Source organism: Bermanella marisrubri (assembly GCF_012295615.1).
Taxonomy (GTDB): Bacteria; Pseudomonadota; Gammaproteobacteria; order Pseudomonadales; family Oceanobacteraceae; genus Bermanella; species Bermanella marisrubri.
In genome coordinates, this window is record NZ_CP051183.1 from 1,978,144 (window position 1) to 1,992,880 (window position 14,737).

Annotated in this window: 21 protein-coding genes; 4 read left to right on the forward strand and 17 right to left on the reverse strand. The window is 42.5% G+C overall.

The window, feature by feature from the left end:
• Positions 1–190: 190 nt before the first annotated feature.
• On the forward strand, positions 191–1,564 hold the full coding sequence (locus HF888_RS09075; RefSeq protein ID WP_007017004.1) for a DEAD/DEAH box helicase: 1,374 nt from the start codon (positions 191–193) through the stop codon (positions 1,562–1,564).
• A gap of 112 nt (positions 1,565–1,676) precedes the next feature.
• Here HF888_RS09075 and HF888_RS09080 read toward each other — a convergent pair whose 3' ends face one another.
• On the reverse strand, positions 1,677–2,579 hold the full coding sequence (locus tag HF888_RS09080; protein WP_050757997.1) for a DMT family transporter: 903 nt from the start codon (positions 2,577–2,579) through the stop codon (positions 1,677–1,679).
• Between HF888_RS09080 and HF888_RS09085 the strand changes: the two genes are divergently transcribed.
• From HF888_RS09085 to HF888_RS09095, 3 genes are all read left to right on the forward strand, one after another.
• On the forward strand, positions 2,578–2,742 hold the full coding sequence (locus HF888_RS09085) for a hypothetical protein (protein WP_165837011.1): 165 nt from the start codon (positions 2,578–2,580) through the stop codon (positions 2,740–2,742). The genes HF888_RS09080 and HF888_RS09085 overlap by 2 nt on opposite strands.
• 51 nt (positions 2,743–2,793) lie before the next feature.
• Positions 2,794–3,435 carry a nitroreductase family protein gene (locus tag HF888_RS09090; RefSeq protein ID WP_007017007.1) on the forward strand — a complete coding sequence of 214 codons (642 nt, stop codon included), beginning with the start codon at positions 2,794–2,796 and terminating at the stop codon, positions 3,433–3,435.
• 81 nt (positions 3,436–3,516) lie between these two features.
• Complete coding sequence (locus tag HF888_RS09095; protein ID WP_007017008.1) at positions 3,517–4,410, forward strand: LysR family transcriptional regulator; 894 nt, start codon at positions 3,517–3,519, stop codon at positions 4,408–4,410.
• 92 nt (positions 4,411–4,502) lie between these two features.
• On the opposite strand, the gene HF888_RS09100 is transcribed toward HF888_RS09095, so the two are convergent.
• From HF888_RS09100 to sucC, 16 genes are all read right to left on the reverse strand, one after another.
• Positions 4,503–4,811 carry a hypothetical protein gene (locus HF888_RS09100; RefSeq protein ID WP_007017009.1) on the reverse strand — a complete coding sequence of 103 codons (309 nt, stop codon included), beginning with the start codon at positions 4,809–4,811 and terminating at the stop codon, positions 4,503–4,505.
• Positions 4,812–4,949: 138 nt separating this feature from the next.
• Complete coding sequence (locus HF888_RS09105) at positions 4,950–5,333, reverse strand: DoxX family protein (protein ID WP_007017010.1); 384 nt, start codon at positions 5,331–5,333, stop codon at positions 4,950–4,952.
• Positions 5,334–5,341: 8 nt separating this feature from the next.
• Positions 5,342–5,770: an organic hydroperoxide resistance protein gene (locus HF888_RS09110; RefSeq protein ID WP_007017011.1), complete on the reverse strand. Its 429-nt coding sequence runs from the start codon at positions 5,768–5,770 to the stop codon at positions 5,342–5,344.
• 210 nt (positions 5,771–5,980) lie between these two features.
• Entirely contained in the window at positions 5,981–6,313 is a 333-nt protein-coding gene (locus tag HF888_RS09115; RefSeq protein ID WP_007017012.1) for a YnfA family protein, read from the reverse strand.
• 3 nt (positions 6,314–6,316) lie between these two features.
• A complete protein-coding gene (locus HF888_RS09120) occupies positions 6,317–6,568 on the reverse strand; it encodes a hypothetical protein (protein WP_007017013.1) in 252 nt (83 codons plus the stop codon).
• Positions 6,569–6,717: 149 nt separating this feature from the next.
• Positions 6,718–7,140 (reverse strand): hypothetical protein, encoded by a 423-nt coding sequence (locus HF888_RS09125; RefSeq protein WP_007017014.1) that lies wholly within the window; start codon positions 7,138–7,140, stop codon positions 6,718–6,720.
• 116 nt (positions 7,141–7,256) lie between these two features.
• On the reverse strand, positions 7,257–7,721 hold the full coding sequence (locus HF888_RS09130) for a hypothetical protein (protein WP_007017015.1): 465 nt from the start codon (positions 7,719–7,721) through the stop codon (positions 7,257–7,259).
• 127 nt (positions 7,722–7,848) lie between these two features.
• Positions 7,849–8,562, reverse strand: a complete 714-nt coding sequence (locus HF888_RS09135) for a hypothetical protein (RefSeq protein WP_007017016.1) — start codon at positions 8,560–8,562, stop codon at positions 7,849–7,851.
• A gap of 123 nt (positions 8,563–8,685) precedes the next feature.
• Positions 8,686–9,219, reverse strand: coding sequence for a DUF4303 domain-containing protein (locus HF888_RS09140; RefSeq protein WP_007017017.1), 534 nt, complete (start codon positions 9,217–9,219; stop codon positions 8,686–8,688).
• 272 nt (positions 9,220–9,491) lie between these two features.
• Positions 9,492–9,953 (reverse strand): hypothetical protein, encoded by a 462-nt coding sequence (locus HF888_RS09145; protein ID WP_007017018.1) that lies wholly within the window; start codon positions 9,951–9,953, stop codon positions 9,492–9,494.
• Between the two features lie 125 nt (positions 9,954–10,078).
• Positions 10,079–10,414: a hypothetical protein gene (locus tag HF888_RS09150; RefSeq protein ID WP_007017019.1), complete on the reverse strand. Its 336-nt coding sequence runs from the start codon at positions 10,412–10,414 to the stop codon at positions 10,079–10,081.
• 89 nt (positions 10,415–10,503) lie between these two features.
• On the reverse strand, positions 10,504–10,797 hold the full coding sequence (locus HF888_RS09155; RefSeq protein ID WP_007017020.1) for a DUF1330 domain-containing protein: 294 nt from the start codon (positions 10,795–10,797) through the stop codon (positions 10,504–10,506).
• 54 nt (positions 10,798–10,851) lie between these two features.
• Positions 10,852–11,250, reverse strand: a complete 399-nt coding sequence (locus HF888_RS09160; RefSeq protein WP_007017021.1) for a hypothetical protein — start codon at positions 11,248–11,250, stop codon at positions 10,852–10,854.
• A gap of 39 nt (positions 11,251–11,289) precedes the next feature.
• Positions 11,290–12,180 carry a DUF2971 domain-containing protein gene (locus HF888_RS09165; protein ID WP_007017022.1) on the reverse strand — a complete coding sequence of 297 codons (891 nt, stop codon included), beginning with the start codon at positions 12,178–12,180 and terminating at the stop codon, positions 11,290–11,292.
• 411 nt (positions 12,181–12,591) lie between these two features.
• On the reverse strand, positions 12,592–13,464 hold the full coding sequence (gene sucD / locus HF888_RS09170) for a succinate--CoA ligase subunit alpha (RefSeq protein WP_007017023.1): 873 nt from the start codon (positions 13,462–13,464) through the stop codon (positions 12,592–12,594).
• A 1-nt stretch (position 13,465) separates the two neighbouring features.
• The gene (gene sucC, locus HF888_RS09175) at positions 13,466–14,632 is read right to left on the reverse strand and encodes an ADP-forming succinate--CoA ligase subunit beta (protein ID WP_007017024.1); all 1,167 of its coding nucleotides are present in this window, start codon (positions 14,630–14,632) and stop codon (positions 13,466–13,468) included.
• Positions 14,633–14,737 lie beyond the last annotated feature (105 nt).

Here is a 14,737-nt window from a genome sequence, read left to right on the forward strand (position 1 = left end):
TTTAGGACTCAAAACAAATCACCAACATACCAACAAAGATAACGGTATAATTATTTAGACGTGGTAGAATTTATCTATTCTTACCCCTCTTAAATCCATGCTATCACGGTACCGACCCATTAATGTTGGTACAAAAACGACGAAACACCTATACTCCCCGCTCAATCTCCACTAGGTCATAAACGACTGCATGCAATTTACTGATTTGGCTCTTGCGGAGCCCATAGTTAAAGCCATAGCCGAGCAAGGCTATACTTCCCCTACCCCTATTCAAGCTCAAGGCATACCGGCCGTATTATCTGGTCGAGATCTATTGGCAGCCGCTCAAACGGGCACAGGGAAAACAGCAGGCTTCACCCTACCAATTTTGCAAAAGTTGCTAGACGCGCCAAAAGGCGTAAAACCGAATCAAGCTCGGGTTTTAGTGTTGACGCCAACACGCGAATTAGCCGCACAAGTTCAAGACAATGTTGCCACCTACTCGAAATACACCAAGATTCGCTCAGAGGTGGTATTTGGTGGCGTGAAGATTAACCCACAAATGCAGAGACTTCGTCGCGGCGTGGATATTCTTGTTGCTACACCAGGTCGACTACTGGATTTGCACAACCAAAATGCCATCCATTTCGATCAACTGGATACACTGATACTTGATGAAGCTGACCGCATGTTGGACATGGGCTTTATCAACGACATTCGCAAGATTATGCGATTACTACCCAAAAAGCGTCAGAATCTCATGTTCTCCGCAACATTCTCTGACAAGATTCGCGCTCTGGCGAAAACCATTGTCGAAAACCCAGTTGAAGTATCAGTCACACCTAAAAACACGACCGCAAAAAAAGTACGCCAAAGCATTATTGCGGTTGATAAAAAGCAGAAAATCAATCTATTAATAGATTTACTGGCAAAAGAAAAATGGCACCAGGTATTGGTGTTCAGTCGCACCAAACACGGCGCCAACAAGATCGCCAAACAACTAAGCGACGCTGACATTCCAGCCGCTGCGATTCATGGCAATAAAAGCCAAGGCGCTCGAACCCGAGCACTAGCCGATTTCAAAAGCAATGACATTCAAGTATTGGTTGCTACTGACATTGCTGCGCGAGGTATAGATATCGACCAGCTACCACACGTAATCAACTTTGATTTACCTAACGTAGCTGAAAACTATGTACATCGAATCGGTCGTACTGCGCGCGCAGGAAGTGATGGCGATGCGCTTTCGTTTGTGTCGATAGATGAAATTGATTTACTAGCAGACATTCAGAACTTCATTGGCGAACCAATTGAACGTCTCGATTACCCGGGATTTGCACCTAGCAAACCACTACCCGAATTAAAGCTTAACTTAAAACCTAAAAAGATTAAAAAACCGAAAAAGCCAAAACAAGCCTCTACCGATTCTAAGGCAGCACCAAAGCAGAAGAAAAAACCTGCAAACAAATCAGCGAGCGCCAAAAAGGCGAAAACAACTGCGAACTCCAAACCTAAACGCCAGAATCGTAAACCAAGCGATCAGAAAAAGTCTCCGATAAAGCGACCATCCCAATCACCAAATTAGCCTAATAAATGGCAACTTTTTGATTTGTCGACTTATTTAAGGTGCCACTCATTCGCTGAGTGGCACTTTTATTTTTAGCAAAATGACTCTTTCATGACTGCTTACCAATATTTTATTTCGTATGGTTTGCTAACCACATCCCCAAGAACAAAACACTCACACCCAATATAAAATCCACACCTATTTGCTCGCCTAAAAACAATACCCCCGCCAAAGCGCCCGCTGGAATAATGATAAAACCCAGCTGACTAATAAAAACAGGAGTAGCAAGCTTCTGTAGCTTAAAGAACCAGAGATAGCTTTGTGCGGTAATCAGAGACTGAACGATGAGTATCAGAAGTATCTCAGTATGTGCAAACAACAATACCTCTAAGCGGTTTTGAAGCATCAGATACATGAATATACCAAACGCTCCACCCATCAGCATACCAGGGGCTAATTGATTAGGCGTAGCCCCCTTTGGCCATGCTCTAGTGCGGTAAATATTGCCAACCCCTAGAGCAACAGGAATCAATAGACCCAGCAGCATCGTATTTATGCTACTACTCGTCATCGCTACCGATTGATTACCAAGTAGCACCCATGCACAGCCTGCTACGCTAATGACAAGACCAGCAACTCGCAGGCGCTGGATGCGTTCCAGCTTCAGCAGCAATGCCAAGCCATAGGTTACCAATGAAGGCAACGCGTAATAGACAGATGTTATTGCTGCGCCTAGTTCAACAGCGATGGAAAACGCAACCGCATTGGGAATAGCGATTGCAGTTAAACCACTCATCATGAAATAGCGTTTGTGTAACTTTGCGCCCGCACTGCCATGAATCAGATTGAACACAGATAAGATCAACCCCGCTCCTGTGGCCTGCCAAAAGGCATAAGCTAAAGGATCGATCCCCTTAGCAACGGCTATTTTCGCCATGGGCAACATGAGCGCAATCGACACGCCTGTTATAAGTAACAACATATATGGGAGCCAGCGTCCATCTATCTCTCCGTAAGAAATCACCCTATTCATGCTTCTTTCTCCTCGGTATGTATTTCGAAGCAATACTGAGCTGCAAGCGAATAATCATCACCCCCTATTCCGTGAAATGAGTTTTCACGATTTGATCGTCGATGTGCCTGATCACATCACACAAAATGGTCACATCTACCGAATTGAAGAATCGGATCGCTAATCGACCGCAAAGAAACTCACAAATAGAAATTCAAAACCAGGAACCCAAAACATGGAAAACAGCATGAACTTTACTCAAGCATTACAATGGCGTTACGCACCAAAGCAATTAAATGGAAACGCAGTACCCGCGAGTACACTAGGCAGAATCATTGACGCGGCACATTTAGCACCGTCATCGTATGGCCTACAACCCTATAGTGTGATTGTGGTTCAAAATAAAAATCTGCTGAACCAAATCTTTCTCAAAGCCTGTCCACAAGCGCAAATTCAAGGCTCCTCAGAGTTATTAGTGTTTGCATCCAAAACACAGGTTAACGATGAATTAGTGGACAACTACATCCGCGGGCTTGCTGACGCGAAGAAACAACCTGAAGCGAACTTCAGCGAATTTTCTAGCGCAATGAAAGCAGCCATTAATAGCATGGAATCAAACGATGCAAAAAAGGAATGGGCCAATCGACAAGCCTATATCAGTCTTGGTTTGGCAGTATCCGCAGCGGCACTGGAAAAAGTTGATGCGGCTCCCATGGAAGGTTTTGACCCCGAGGCTCTTGATGACTTGCTTGGTCTTAAAGAGCAAGGGCTATCCAGTGTTGTGCTTTTGGCATTAGGCTATCGCGATGAAGACGACAGCTATGCAAAGCAACCAAAATGGCGAAAGCCCTACAATGAATTCATTCAATGGCGATAAAACACACCTCGACATGTAACTCCGCACTGCTTTCGGTATACTCCTTTCTCACAAAAGGATGGATTACATACCGGAGGCAGCTTGGATAGACTAAAAGGCCTTGAATACTACAAACGAATTGTTGAGCTCGGCTCTTTTTCGGCGGTGGCCGATGAATTCGACTGTTCCAACGCCGTTATTTCAAAGTATGTGAAATTTCTAGAAGACTGGGTTGGCGCAAAACTCATCAACCGCAATACGCGCACGATTAGCTTTACCGAAGAAGGCAAACAATTTTACGAATATTGTTTGCGTATTGATGAAACCACCGCCAACTTACTAGATAGCTTTACAAACGGGACTTCTCAAAAGGAAGTTTTGTCGATTGCCAGCCCGGTTTCCATGTCATTGAAAGTTCTGTCCCCGCTTATTATTGAATTCAACCGTCTGCACCCTTCTATCAAAATCAAACTTGATATGAGTGATCAGGTTTTGGATTTTGTCGCATCCGGTGTTGATCTTGCCATTCGTGCAATCGAAAAACCTCAGGACTCGACCCTTATTGCGCGCCACGTCACTGAAATCGATCGTGTGGTGGTTGCCTCTGAAGGCTATCTAACAGATAAAGGAACACCAAAAACCGTGGCCGAACTCGCTGAGCATGAGTGCCTAATATTTAGTTTGAGTAGCGACAGCCATGAGTGGTCCTTCATTGACAATAACGATCCTCAGAAAACAAAGCACGTGCGTGTTAACGGCCCCATAATTGCTGACAATTCGCTGTTTTTGATCGATGCCGTAAAAGCGGGGCTGGGTATCGCCTCGCTGCCAAAAGCGTATATAGAAGACGAACTGGCTTCGGGACTATTAAAAGAGATTAAACTCGACGCATCACTTCAACCCCGGTCGTTATACGCTATGTATCCGGATCGTCGCTATTTACCCAAAAGAGCCAGATTATTTCTGGATTTTATCAAACAGAAAATAGAGAAATAACAATTAAATGAGTCGTATTGATGAATGGTTAGTAAAGTAGATAGCACTCCCAGTTTCAGCAGCCACAGTCGATACAAACCTTATTAAAATTGCTACTTAACCTGAGAGCAGTCATAGGCAGCGCCACTGATGTAGCCTTGAGAGGATGAAATATTACTAACACCGATAGGTAGATATACGGTATCCCCTCCAGCTTTTTTTGCCCTCTCTTTTTGTACTAACGCTGTTAAGAAACGGTTGTCCGTATATCGAACAGGAAGAAGGTTTTTGACTAGGCTACACTCCTCGGGCTCAGTTACAACAACATCTACACCAAGTCCTCCAATAAACGTTGAAGCTGCATAGTAAATACTAAAAATCCCAGTAGCGATTGCTAAAGTTTTCTTGCTGAATAATTCCATTTTTCACCATCACTCGATATCAGTGGCGACACAATAAGCATCACGGACGTTCTAGTCAAAGATTAAAAAATAAAAAAAGGGCGACTGATCAATACCAGCAGCCCTTGCTAACAAAGTAATTGGTTAATCAAAACATCGTTATTGTCGCTTTTCAGAAACAAGATCAAACGATGCTAAAACCAGAAGACCACCTAAAATCCCAAGGTTTTTAACAAAGTTTTGCATCTCATGAGCGCCTTCGACACCGGAGTAATTCCAAAAGTCATGCAAGCAGATATTGATGACAACCACCATCGCCGCCAAAACAAACGCCGCCGGAGCCACAAATCGATTAGCCAGAATAGATAGGCTAGCGACAATCTGTGTAATACCAGCTGCTACCAGCAAAAAAGGAATAAAGATCATGCCATGCTTTTCCATTAAAGCCACGTGCATATCCCATGACACAAATTTCATAATGCCAGGCAACAAGAAGTACAACCCTAGCAAGCTGCGCCCAGCAATAATCGAATACTTTTCCATAAAATCTATTATCCTATGATTGATTCATTGTTTACTTTTACCACCACCTCAATATTGCCTTTAATTGCATGAGAATACGGGCAGACTTGATGCGCAACACCCACAAGCTCAACAGCCTGCGTCTGTTCAATATCCATTGTGACATCCAACGTCACCGCAAGAGCAAAACCACCATCTTCACGAGGTCCTATCGCCACATTTGCACGAACTGGAGCTTCTGTGACTTTAATCTTTTGCTGTGACGCAACATGAAGAATGGCATTAGAAAAACACGCGGCATAACCAGCGGCAAATAGCTGCTCTGGATTATTACCCGCTCCGCTTCCGCCCATTTCTTTGGGGTAACTGAGGTCTAGTTTTAATTGCTCGTCTTCTGTTGAAACTGAGCCATTACGGCCAGCTTGAGCATTTGCGGCAACTTGATAAATAGGGTTCATACACGGTCTCCTGAAAATTGAGTTTTAATCTATATTTAGATTGCACACAATTTAATTGCCATAAACTAATTAGGCAAGAGCTATTTATTAGAGAAGCACTGGCGAACATAGGCAACACCTCTGAACGGCCCGTCACACGGGCTTTTAGAGGGTATCGGTCAAAAAAGGAACAGAGTATTCCAAACCAAGGAGAATCAATATATGAAAAAGCTACTGACCATGAGGGGCAAACATAATAATCGCCATCCCTAGTAAGGCCACTGAAGAACCCACTAAATCCCAAACGGTTGGCCTTACTCCATCTACTGTCCACAACCAAAGTATCGCCATAAAAATATAAACACCACCATAGGCAGCATAGACGCGGCCAGAGGCCGTGGGATGCAGGGACAATAACCAAGCAAACAAGGCTAAACACAACGCCCCTGGAATCAACAACCAGATGGTTTTGCCCTCGCGCAACCAAAGATAAGGTAAATAACAGCCGAGAATCTCGGCTAAGGCCGTTAAGAGGAAAAGTCCAAGTGTTTTAAGCTCAGGCATAATCTACTTACTTCTACTTTTTCCTTGAAGGTAAGCTAGGAAGAAAATAACGATCAGTACCATTGTTATCTTGAACCCGTTTTCAACACCCAGCTCACTCACAGAGTAAGCAAGAATCGCTGTAAGTGTCAGGGCAAACAGAATGACTTTAAATAGATTCGTTGGCTTTTCGGCTAATCGCCCTTCTATCGGTTTATTGAGCGCATTGGCCAATCGATTTTTGCCTCGAACGCCCCGCTGTTTGGACTTTAGCATTCGACTAACACCTCTTTTGTTCCTAGGTCGTTTCTATTTAAATTAAAGGTCGTGCCAGCTACGATGAAATACGACAAATATGGCACAAGTCTTTTGGACACCCGATCTGACAAGGCTTTGCGGCCAGATATCGCTATGGGGCTAAGACATCAATTGCAATAAGCAACCGCTCCTACTGGATAAACGCCATCGTATCGGGTTTTGATGGTTATTTCTTTTTTACATTGAATATCATATGTTTTCCGCCAACTATCATCACTGTACCGTTTTATGACAAGCTGAATCCCTCCATCTACCTCGCAGATGAAAGTCTCTAATTCATGCCAGTCATCTCTGACTGTCAGCATCAATAGATGATTATTATAGGATGAGCTTCCGAACGACAATGAATCGCCTGATCCGAGTTCATTCTTTACCCAGTTTTTATAATCCTCATAATCATAGGTAAAGCCTTCATCGATAGATAAGTTATGCATCATTAACTTGGCTGACACGCCTTCAACACAACTGGCATGCAAGGAGACTGAAAACAAAACTGATAAAAGAAGGGAAAGAGCAAATCGCAATGCCATACAAGGTTATCCTTATCAAATGTAAGCAATAATCGAAGAAAAGGTGTCCAGATTATCGAGGGAAGAAGTTCACAAGTCCAACCCATATTTTGAGTGAGCGGTTTTACCTTCCCTTGTTATAAGAATTTTGGCACATGGCAGGCTACTGCACCTTTAGATTTTTTGTTTAGTTGCTTTTTGCTAGAAAAGTACTCAATAGAACCACAGTTTCTACAGATGATACATTCATTTGAGATCTTAGGCTCAGTAGAATACCCCAGAACGTAAAAGCCGCCTTTTCTATCATAAATAAAATAATATTTAAGCTTTCCATAAAAAGGCCAGCGTAGCGCCAATTCGCTACTACAGGATTTACACTTGCAAGAAGATACTCCTTTTAGGGTATCTCCTCGCAGCCAATAATCCACTTTCTCATCTATTTTTGAAGTTTCAATTTTACCCCATATTGAACCACATTCCGGACAAGCCGAAGCCTCCCTTGGCAAGGGGATTATCGGATCACTAAACAATGGGAGTTTGAACTTTTGAGGCTTAATTTGTAGGCCAGGTGGAAAGTCATCATATTCATCGAATCCTGACATAACCCTGCCCCTATAGAACAGTTCATTTCTGCATTTAGGGCACTTTTGGTTCATTGTTTCTTTTTATACACCTCTACTCTTGGGCGAGGTATTTTTCGCGACCTAAGCAATGGTTTGTTAGTGTATTTCATACTTTACCTTTCCTAGCCAATTCGGTCGCCATGTTTGAAATATACTTCATTTCAGTAATTTCACGCGGAAGCATTGTCAGCTTACCGTTAGTACTAATTGACGCTGAAACGACCACACTTGGAATACGATGTCCACTTACGACAAACACCCAAAAAATACCTCCAAATGTAAATCGATAGACAACATGCCCCTCAAGTTTGGTTTTCGTTGGCTGAATTATCAGATCTTTTTGCAGGGCACCCTCATGTGTAATTGGAGACATTATGAAAGGGTATTCACAATCTCGCCCAGCATCTTCAGCTAAAATCATTTTTCTCAGCTTTTCCTCGTGAGGACCGAGGCTAACCTGCTTAAAAATATCTAGGCTTGAAATGCTAGATCGCCATAGAATGGATAGGGAAAATAATTTGAATTTAACGTAGTCTATACCCTCAATATGAATTAGATTTCCGTCGCGACTAACAGTTAATTCGACACCGCCTTGCAATACCGTACTTGCGTATCTTTCGTATTTAGATAATCTCTGCTCACAATCACCACAAAGTAAATACTCTCTAACCCCCTTCTGAATAAAAGTACTCTTTTCACTTTCTTCAACAGAGATCCTATAAAACCGGTGCTTTTCATCGTACAAAGACCTATATAAGAATTCTGGAATAATATGAGAATTCTTAAGTTGGCAATCTCTTTTGCACAATCTACAAGTCATATGCTTCTTACACTAACGCCGCGCTCAGCCGCTGCCAAAAAAAGTGGCGTTTGTTTTTCGGTTTTTTGCAAAACAAGTGACGCTTTTAGCAGTCGGTTGCAGCGCCTTGTTATAGCTTACCACCTAGTTTTCCTCTCTAGAATCAAGCCATTCTACAAAGGACAGATGAGTTTCTGGTGTATTTAGACGTTTAGACCATGAAGTAGCTTTTTTAGATGGGACTTCTGAATCTGAAACCCATACGTTTAGATAATGATCTGATGAAAAAATACCTTTCTTCTTTAATTTTTCCATTGTCCGAACAGCAAGCTGATAAACACGATTCCTGTATTCTGCGTGCCAATTATCATCATTGTCGTAATCCTCACATTCTTCGTATAAAGCGTTTATGGAAGAATGTAGCTCATCTAATTTGGATGTATTTTCCTCAATATCCCAATTATCAGGATCGTATAAGAAATCATCGGCAGTGCCACATTCCTTAAAATTAGCCATTCCTGATTTAGTTGCCACACGAGGTGAAAATGTAACCCCTGAATCATCAGAGCAAATGGAAAACCCTAGAACATTTTCTTTCCCTGACTTTTCAATGCAAAGTAAGAATGACTCTTCTGTTGCATTGATCATACTCTCTAATAATTCCTCTTCATCATGCACGATGTTGGACTCCCTTCGAACTCGGACTGCTAACGAGACTGTAGAAAAACTCTCAGTCAAAATTTTTCATTAAAAATAGGATAAAAATCACCCTAAAAATACGCCTCAGTTTAAAATCTGTATAGGTTTTACCATTAAACTTTCTTAAAATTTAATGTAGAGCGCGTATCATTTCTCCCTTCTAGGTTTTTCTACAGCCTCAACGCCCACATAAAAGGCGGAGCATCAGCGACCTCCAGCGCAACGAAGTGGAGCGATTTTTGATGTGCTTGTTATGCATTTTTTGCGGCCAAAATACATTCTGATATGGTTTCTCTACAGCCGCTAATAACACTCTTTAAACTTGATTCAAGTCCATCGCTACTATTGCTAAGGCTTGCCGAGTAAAGGTTGATACGCTCTAATGCATTCTTAATCAATTCGATATTGTCTAGATGCTTATATAGCTGTAGTGCTAACTTTTCATCTTTTGCCAGGTCTATAGATGGCCCATTTATAAAATTGTTAATAAAGTTGGAATCTAAACCACGTAAAACCCTGTTTTTTGACAGACTCTCATTTAACACACCAAGTTGACGATCTTGATCTTCAAGTTGATGGCACAATACTCTCAGCGCCGATTCTCTAGTTTGACCAGACTTCCACTTGTCATAGAGAAATGCCAAAAATAAACCAATAAAGGCAGATGCAACCGCTACAAGCATTGGATCTTTAGTAAAACTTTCATAGCTCATTGCTTTTCCCTAGTGATGCATAACGCCAACATTAAGCGGCCGGCCGGAGCAAGGCTTAGGCAAGGCGGTCCGGTGTAGGCCCGCCAGGGCCTGATCGAACTTGAATGACTGGTTATGTGCTTGGACTACTGCGCACACGATTGTAATGAATAAATGAAAAGCCCAAACCATACGTTACCCAGCATTATCAGTACCTTGATCGCATCCCGAGCAAATGCGGGAATGTTTTGATAGCGGTATAAATAACCAATGACCACCCATTGCACCGCCAGCCATACGGCTGAAAAATACAAAATTCCTTTATGGCACTCTATGTCAGAATCGGTGTAATAGGCATACCACCAACCCGAAACCATACCAGTGGCGAGAAGCACGAGAATCGTGCAAGACAGCAGATTGCGCCAACGTGGGTACTCCGTGCTTAAGAGCTTTTCCTTCGCTTCGGTCAATTTATCCACCATTCAAATCCCTTCACGAAATGCCACATGACGCCCGCAACAGCGGAAAGTTTTTCCCTGCCTGCTTGCGCTTGTTATGAGTTTCTCGCCGACTAACCATACGACTTCAATTTTGTAGATATGCTTACTGTTGTTTTTGATATGGCTTTATTTCTTAGTTCGCTTTTATTAGCTAACTCGCCATCTTCTCTATATTTTTTAAAGTGTGCTTCATCCGGGAATTCAAGAATATGTATTTCTTCTCTCTTCCCTTCCATTGTTTCCTCTATTTCAAATGCAGATAAGAGTCTTCCTTGATATCTTTCCATTATTTTCAATGCAAATGACTCAAATTCGTTTAGACACTCAAAATCCTTTACCTCTAATCTCACGAGTATATTGATCATCTGGCTCTCTTACTCATAACGCCTCGCTTTTTGTGGTCCGAGTTTATGCGATTGTTAGGGTCTTTTTTTTGCATTGCCTATTGATCTCCACCATAAATAAAAGCCTAGACCTAAAAACAAATGAGGAGAGCCCAAATAGTAAATGGCCTCATCTTCAGCCTTGATCGCCACCACAAGTAGATGTGCGACAAAAATTACAGCCAGCACATATAACAACGAGAGCTGTATATATTTTGTTGATGCACATTTAATAACGGCATACCAGACAACAAGACTCGCCACGGCGAGCCATATAGTTACCGCCCAATCAATAATGCTTTTATCCCAGATGCTTTTTGCACCCTTGTTGTCCCACATAAACATGAAATATGTGAGAAAAGATATTGCCAGACCATAACCTGCTATAAGCATTGCAGCTATTGTTCTTTTTATTCGTCCGGCAGAATCTTCCATTTCGTAACCCTAACGCCTAATTCAGGTGCGCCGTAGGCGTCACCTGGAATTTCTTGTTATACCCGTGCTCGATTTTACCCATGGCGAATTTTGCATACCTGGCATGTATCTTAGATTTCCATAGTCATACCAAGGACTACAATTTTTCCATTTCAGCCCCATATAACGAAGCCCAAAACCTTTTGTAAGCTCCATTATGTCTGATACAGCCTGATCATCGGTATCATCTCCAAACATGATGCCAACCAATGAATCTTGAAACTCAAGATATAGGTCATCGCTTGAACGTGAGAATACAACATATCTCCACTCTGACTCATCACGCCAATCGCTCATTTTCTCGAAAAATAACCTTTTGTGGTGAGCCATTAAGTGGTCGTAAACATACTGTTCTGGGCCAACATTTTCTAAGTGATCAATATTGATCATATACTGTTGGTCATCAGCAGAATACAGGTTTGGAGCAATCCCTCTGTTTTTATACTCAATCGAAGAGCTTAATATCTGATCATGTGAAAACCTTTCATATATTAGTTTATCGAGTTTACTTCGATCAAAAACTAAGCACACACCTTTGTGGTTTTGCCCGTATTGTGCCCACATTCTCGGTTTGCAATAACCTCTATTGAAAATATCATTGAGATGATTCCCTGTAAGTGGAGCAGAATCCATAGAAAAGCAAAGAAGTTTAGCTTTACCTTTTAGTTCAAAAGATAACCAAGCGGAAAGCTCCTCCATTTTGTACTTGGAAAGATCTCTATTTTCATTTGTTCCAAAATTAAACTTCCATGACTTTGTTTCTTTTGGGTCATTGGTTTGATCATAGCTACCAAGCCTCAAATTCCTATTTTTAAGGATAAAGTCAAGTGCAGTTTCAGCTTTTGTATAATGATAAAAATACTGTTTTTCAGACTTTATTGATTCGATCATGATGATTTATGAATTAGGGTATAACAGCGTGTTTTACGGCTTGGATACTGTTAATAAACTATATGCGGCATGAAGGTGGGAACGAATTTCCCTTTCTTCTCAATGACTTACCGCTATATCCATTAGCCGAGTTAATGTTATCCACAACAATAGCATGGTGGTTTTAATTTGAAAACGGCGGTTCGCATAACTCATCCACAGGGCCGCATAATCCAATGGCCTTGTGCATACTTGTCTGTAAGACGCATGGTTATTGGCTTTGCGCGATTAATGTATATTCGTGATATACGGCCCTAGTACACATTAACAATATTAATCCTCTGTATAAAATCACAAGCACCAACCAACACACACAAAAAAGCCCAGCGATTGCTGGGCTTTCGTTTAACACTTAATAGCGATTAGCGTGGATTACCAACCGGTTTTTTCTTTCAGTGCTTTGCCGATATCGGCTAGGCTTTTCACGGTTTGTACGCCAGCTGCTTCTAGCGCAGCGAACTTCTCGTCTGCTGTGCCTTTACCGCCTGCGATAATCGCGCCTGCGTGGCCCATACGCTTACCAGGAGGGGCTGTTACACCGGCAATGTAAGATACCACTGGCTTGGATACATTTTCTTTGATGTATTCAGCCGCTTCTTCCTCAGCAGTACCGCCGATTTCACCGATCATGACGATGGCTTCTGTCTGCGGGTCTTCTTCAAAGCGTTTTAGAATGTCGATGAAGCTTGAACCTGGGATTGGGTCACCACCGATACCAACACACGTAGATTGGCCGTAACCAAAGTCTGTGGTTTGCTTAACCGCTTCATAGGTCAAGGTACCAGAGCGAGATACGATACCCACTTTACCTGGCTTATGAATGTGGCCCGGCATGATACCGATCTTACTTTGTCCCGGCGTAATCACACCCGGGCAGTTTGGACCGATTAATACCACGCCCAACTCATCGCATTTCACTTTACAGTACATCATGTCGAGAGTCGGAATACCTTCTGTGATACATACGATTAATTGGATACCTGCATTAGCAGCTTCCAAGATCGAGTCTTTACAGAAAGGTGCTGGCACATAAATAACGGAGGCTTCGGCTCCAGTTTGTTCTACCGCTTCTTTAACGGTGTTGAACACTGGCAGACCTAAATGAGTTGTGCCGCCCTTTCCTGGCGTTACACCACCCACCATATTTGTGCCGTACTCAATGGCTTGTTCACTGTGGAATGTGCCTTGAGAACCGGTAAAGCCTTGGCAAATAACTTTTGTGTTTTTCTCTAATAAAATACTCATGTTATTTACCTCCTGCTGCTTTTACCACTTGTTGAGCGGCATCGGTTAAGCTTTCGGCGGCGATAATATCTAAACCACTTTCCGCCAGTACTTTTGAACCGAGTTCTGCGTTGTTACCTTCTAAACGCACAACCACTGGCACTTTTACGCCCACTTCTTTTACTGCGCCGATAATACCTTCGGCGATCATGTCACAACGTACGATACCACCAAAAATGTTTACTAATACGGCTTTGACATTGTCATCGCTTAGGATGATTTTGAACGCTTCTGCAACACGTTCTTTTGTTGCACCGCCACCTACATCAAGGAAGTTAGCTGGATCACCACCGCTTAGCTTGATGATATCCATTGTGCCCATGGCTAGACCGGCACCATTCACCATACAACCGATGTTACCGTCTAGGGCTACGTAGTTAAGATCCCACTTGGCAGCTTCCGCTTCGCGACCATCTTCTTGTGATGGGTCGTGCATGGCTTGAATATCTTTGTGTGCATATAGCGCGTTACTATCTACGTTGATCTTGGCATCAAGACAGTGAAGATCACCGTCTTTGGTGATGACCAATGGGTTTACTTCGAGCAATGCTAAGTCCTTGTCGAAGAACAGTTTGCTCAAACCTAAAAAGATTTGTGTGAACTGTTTGATTTGCTTGTCTTTCAAGCCCAACTTGAATGCGATTTCCCGTGCTTGATATGGCTGAGCACCGGTTAACGGATCAATTTCCGCTTTTAGAATTTTTTCAGGGGTTTCTTCAGCGACTTTTTCAATTTCAACGCCGCCTTCGGTGGATGCCATAAATACAACACGACGTGTACCACGGTCGACTACCGCACCCAAGTACAATTCTTGGTCAATATCAGTACAGGATTCTACGAGGATTTGATTAACAGGCTGACCGTTTTCGTCAGTTTGATAGGTTACAAGGTTTTTACCTAACCAGCTTTGAGCAAAATCTGCGATTTCTTGTTTGCTCGACACCAATTTCACACCGCCAGCTTTACCACGTCCGCCAGCATGTACTTGTGCTTTAACTACCCATTTGTCGCCGGGAATCTTATCGGCGGCTTGTTCTGCTTCTTGGGCGGTGGTTGCCACTACGCCTTCTGAAACAGGTAAACCATAGGCCGCGAACAGCTGCTTAGCCTGGTATTCATGTAAATTCATGAGAACCCCTTGTGCTATCTTAAGGATTAATACCGAATACTAGTCGAATTAATTTAGTACTCAGTATCTTGTATATAGACTTTTGTTATAACAAAAACCGTAAAC

Excerpts from the sequence above, each read along its gene's own strand:
- HF888_RS09150 (WP_007017019.1), bottom strand. The coding sequence starts at position 10,414 with ATGGTGGATAAATTGACCGAAGCGAAGGAAAAGCTCTTAAGCACGGAG.
- sucC (WP_007017024.1), bottom strand. The coding sequence starts at position 14,632 with ATGAATTTACATGAATACCAGGCTAAGCAGCTGTTCGCGGCCTATGGT.
- HF888_RS09135 (WP_007017016.1), bottom strand. The coding sequence starts at position 8,562 with ATGACTTGTAGATTGTGCAAAAGAGATTGCCAACTTAAGAATTCTCAT.
- HF888_RS09090 (WP_007017007.1), top strand. The coding sequence starts at position 2,794 with ATGGAAAACAGCATGAACTTTACTCAAGCATTACAATGGCGTTACGCA.
- sucD (WP_007017023.1), bottom strand. The coding sequence starts at position 13,464 with ATGAGTATTTTATTAGAGAAAAACACAAAAGTTATTTGCCAAGGCTTT.
- HF888_RS09155 (WP_007017020.1), bottom strand. The coding sequence starts at position 10,797 with ATGATCAATATACTCGTGAGATTAGAGGTAAAGGATTTTGAGTGTCTA.
- HF888_RS09105 (WP_007017010.1), bottom strand. The coding sequence starts at position 5,333 with ATGGAAAAGTATTCGATTATTGCTGGGCGCAGCTTGCTAGGGTTGTAC.
- HF888_RS09130 (WP_007017015.1), bottom strand. The coding sequence starts at position 7,721 with ATGTCAGGATTCGATGAATATGATGACTTTCCACCTGGCCTACAAATT.
- HF888_RS09125 (WP_007017014.1), bottom strand. The coding sequence starts at position 7,140 with ATGGCATTGCGATTTGCTCTTTCCCTTCTTTTATCAGTTTTGTTTTCA.
- HF888_RS09110 (WP_007017011.1), bottom strand. The coding sequence starts at position 5,770 with ATGAACCCTATTTATCAAGTTGCCGCAAATGCTCAAGCTGGCCGTAAT.
- HF888_RS09115 (WP_007017012.1), bottom strand. The coding sequence starts at position 6,313 with ATGCCTGAGCTTAAAACACTTGGACTTTTCCTCTTAACGGCCTTAGCC.
- HF888_RS09085 (WP_165837011.1), top strand. The coding sequence starts at position 2,578 with ATGCTTCTTTCTCCTCGGTATGTATTTCGAAGCAATACTGAGCTGCAA.
- HF888_RS09100 (WP_007017009.1), bottom strand. The coding sequence starts at position 4,811 with ATGGAATTATTCAGCAAGAAAACTTTAGCAATCGCTACTGGGATTTTT.
- HF888_RS09075 (WP_007017004.1), top strand. The coding sequence starts at position 191 with ATGCAATTTACTGATTTGGCTCTTGCGGAGCCCATAGTTAAAGCCATA.
- HF888_RS09160 (WP_007017021.1), bottom strand. The coding sequence starts at position 11,250 with ATGGAAGATTCTGCCGGACGAATAAAAAGAACAATAGCTGCAATGCTT.
- HF888_RS09080 (WP_050757997.1), bottom strand. The coding sequence starts at position 2,579 with ATGAATAGGGTGATTTCTTACGGAGAGATAGATGGACGCTGGCTCCCA.
- HF888_RS09165 (WP_007017022.1), bottom strand. The coding sequence starts at position 12,180 with ATGATCGAATCAATAAAGTCTGAAAAACAGTATTTTTATCATTATACA.
- HF888_RS09120 (WP_007017013.1), bottom strand. The coding sequence starts at position 6,568 with ATGCTAAAGTCCAAACAGCGGGGCGTTCGAGGCAAAAATCGATTGGCC.
- HF888_RS09145 (WP_007017018.1), bottom strand. The coding sequence starts at position 9,953 with ATGAGCTATGAAAGTTTTACTAAAGATCCAATGCTTGTAGCGGTTGCA.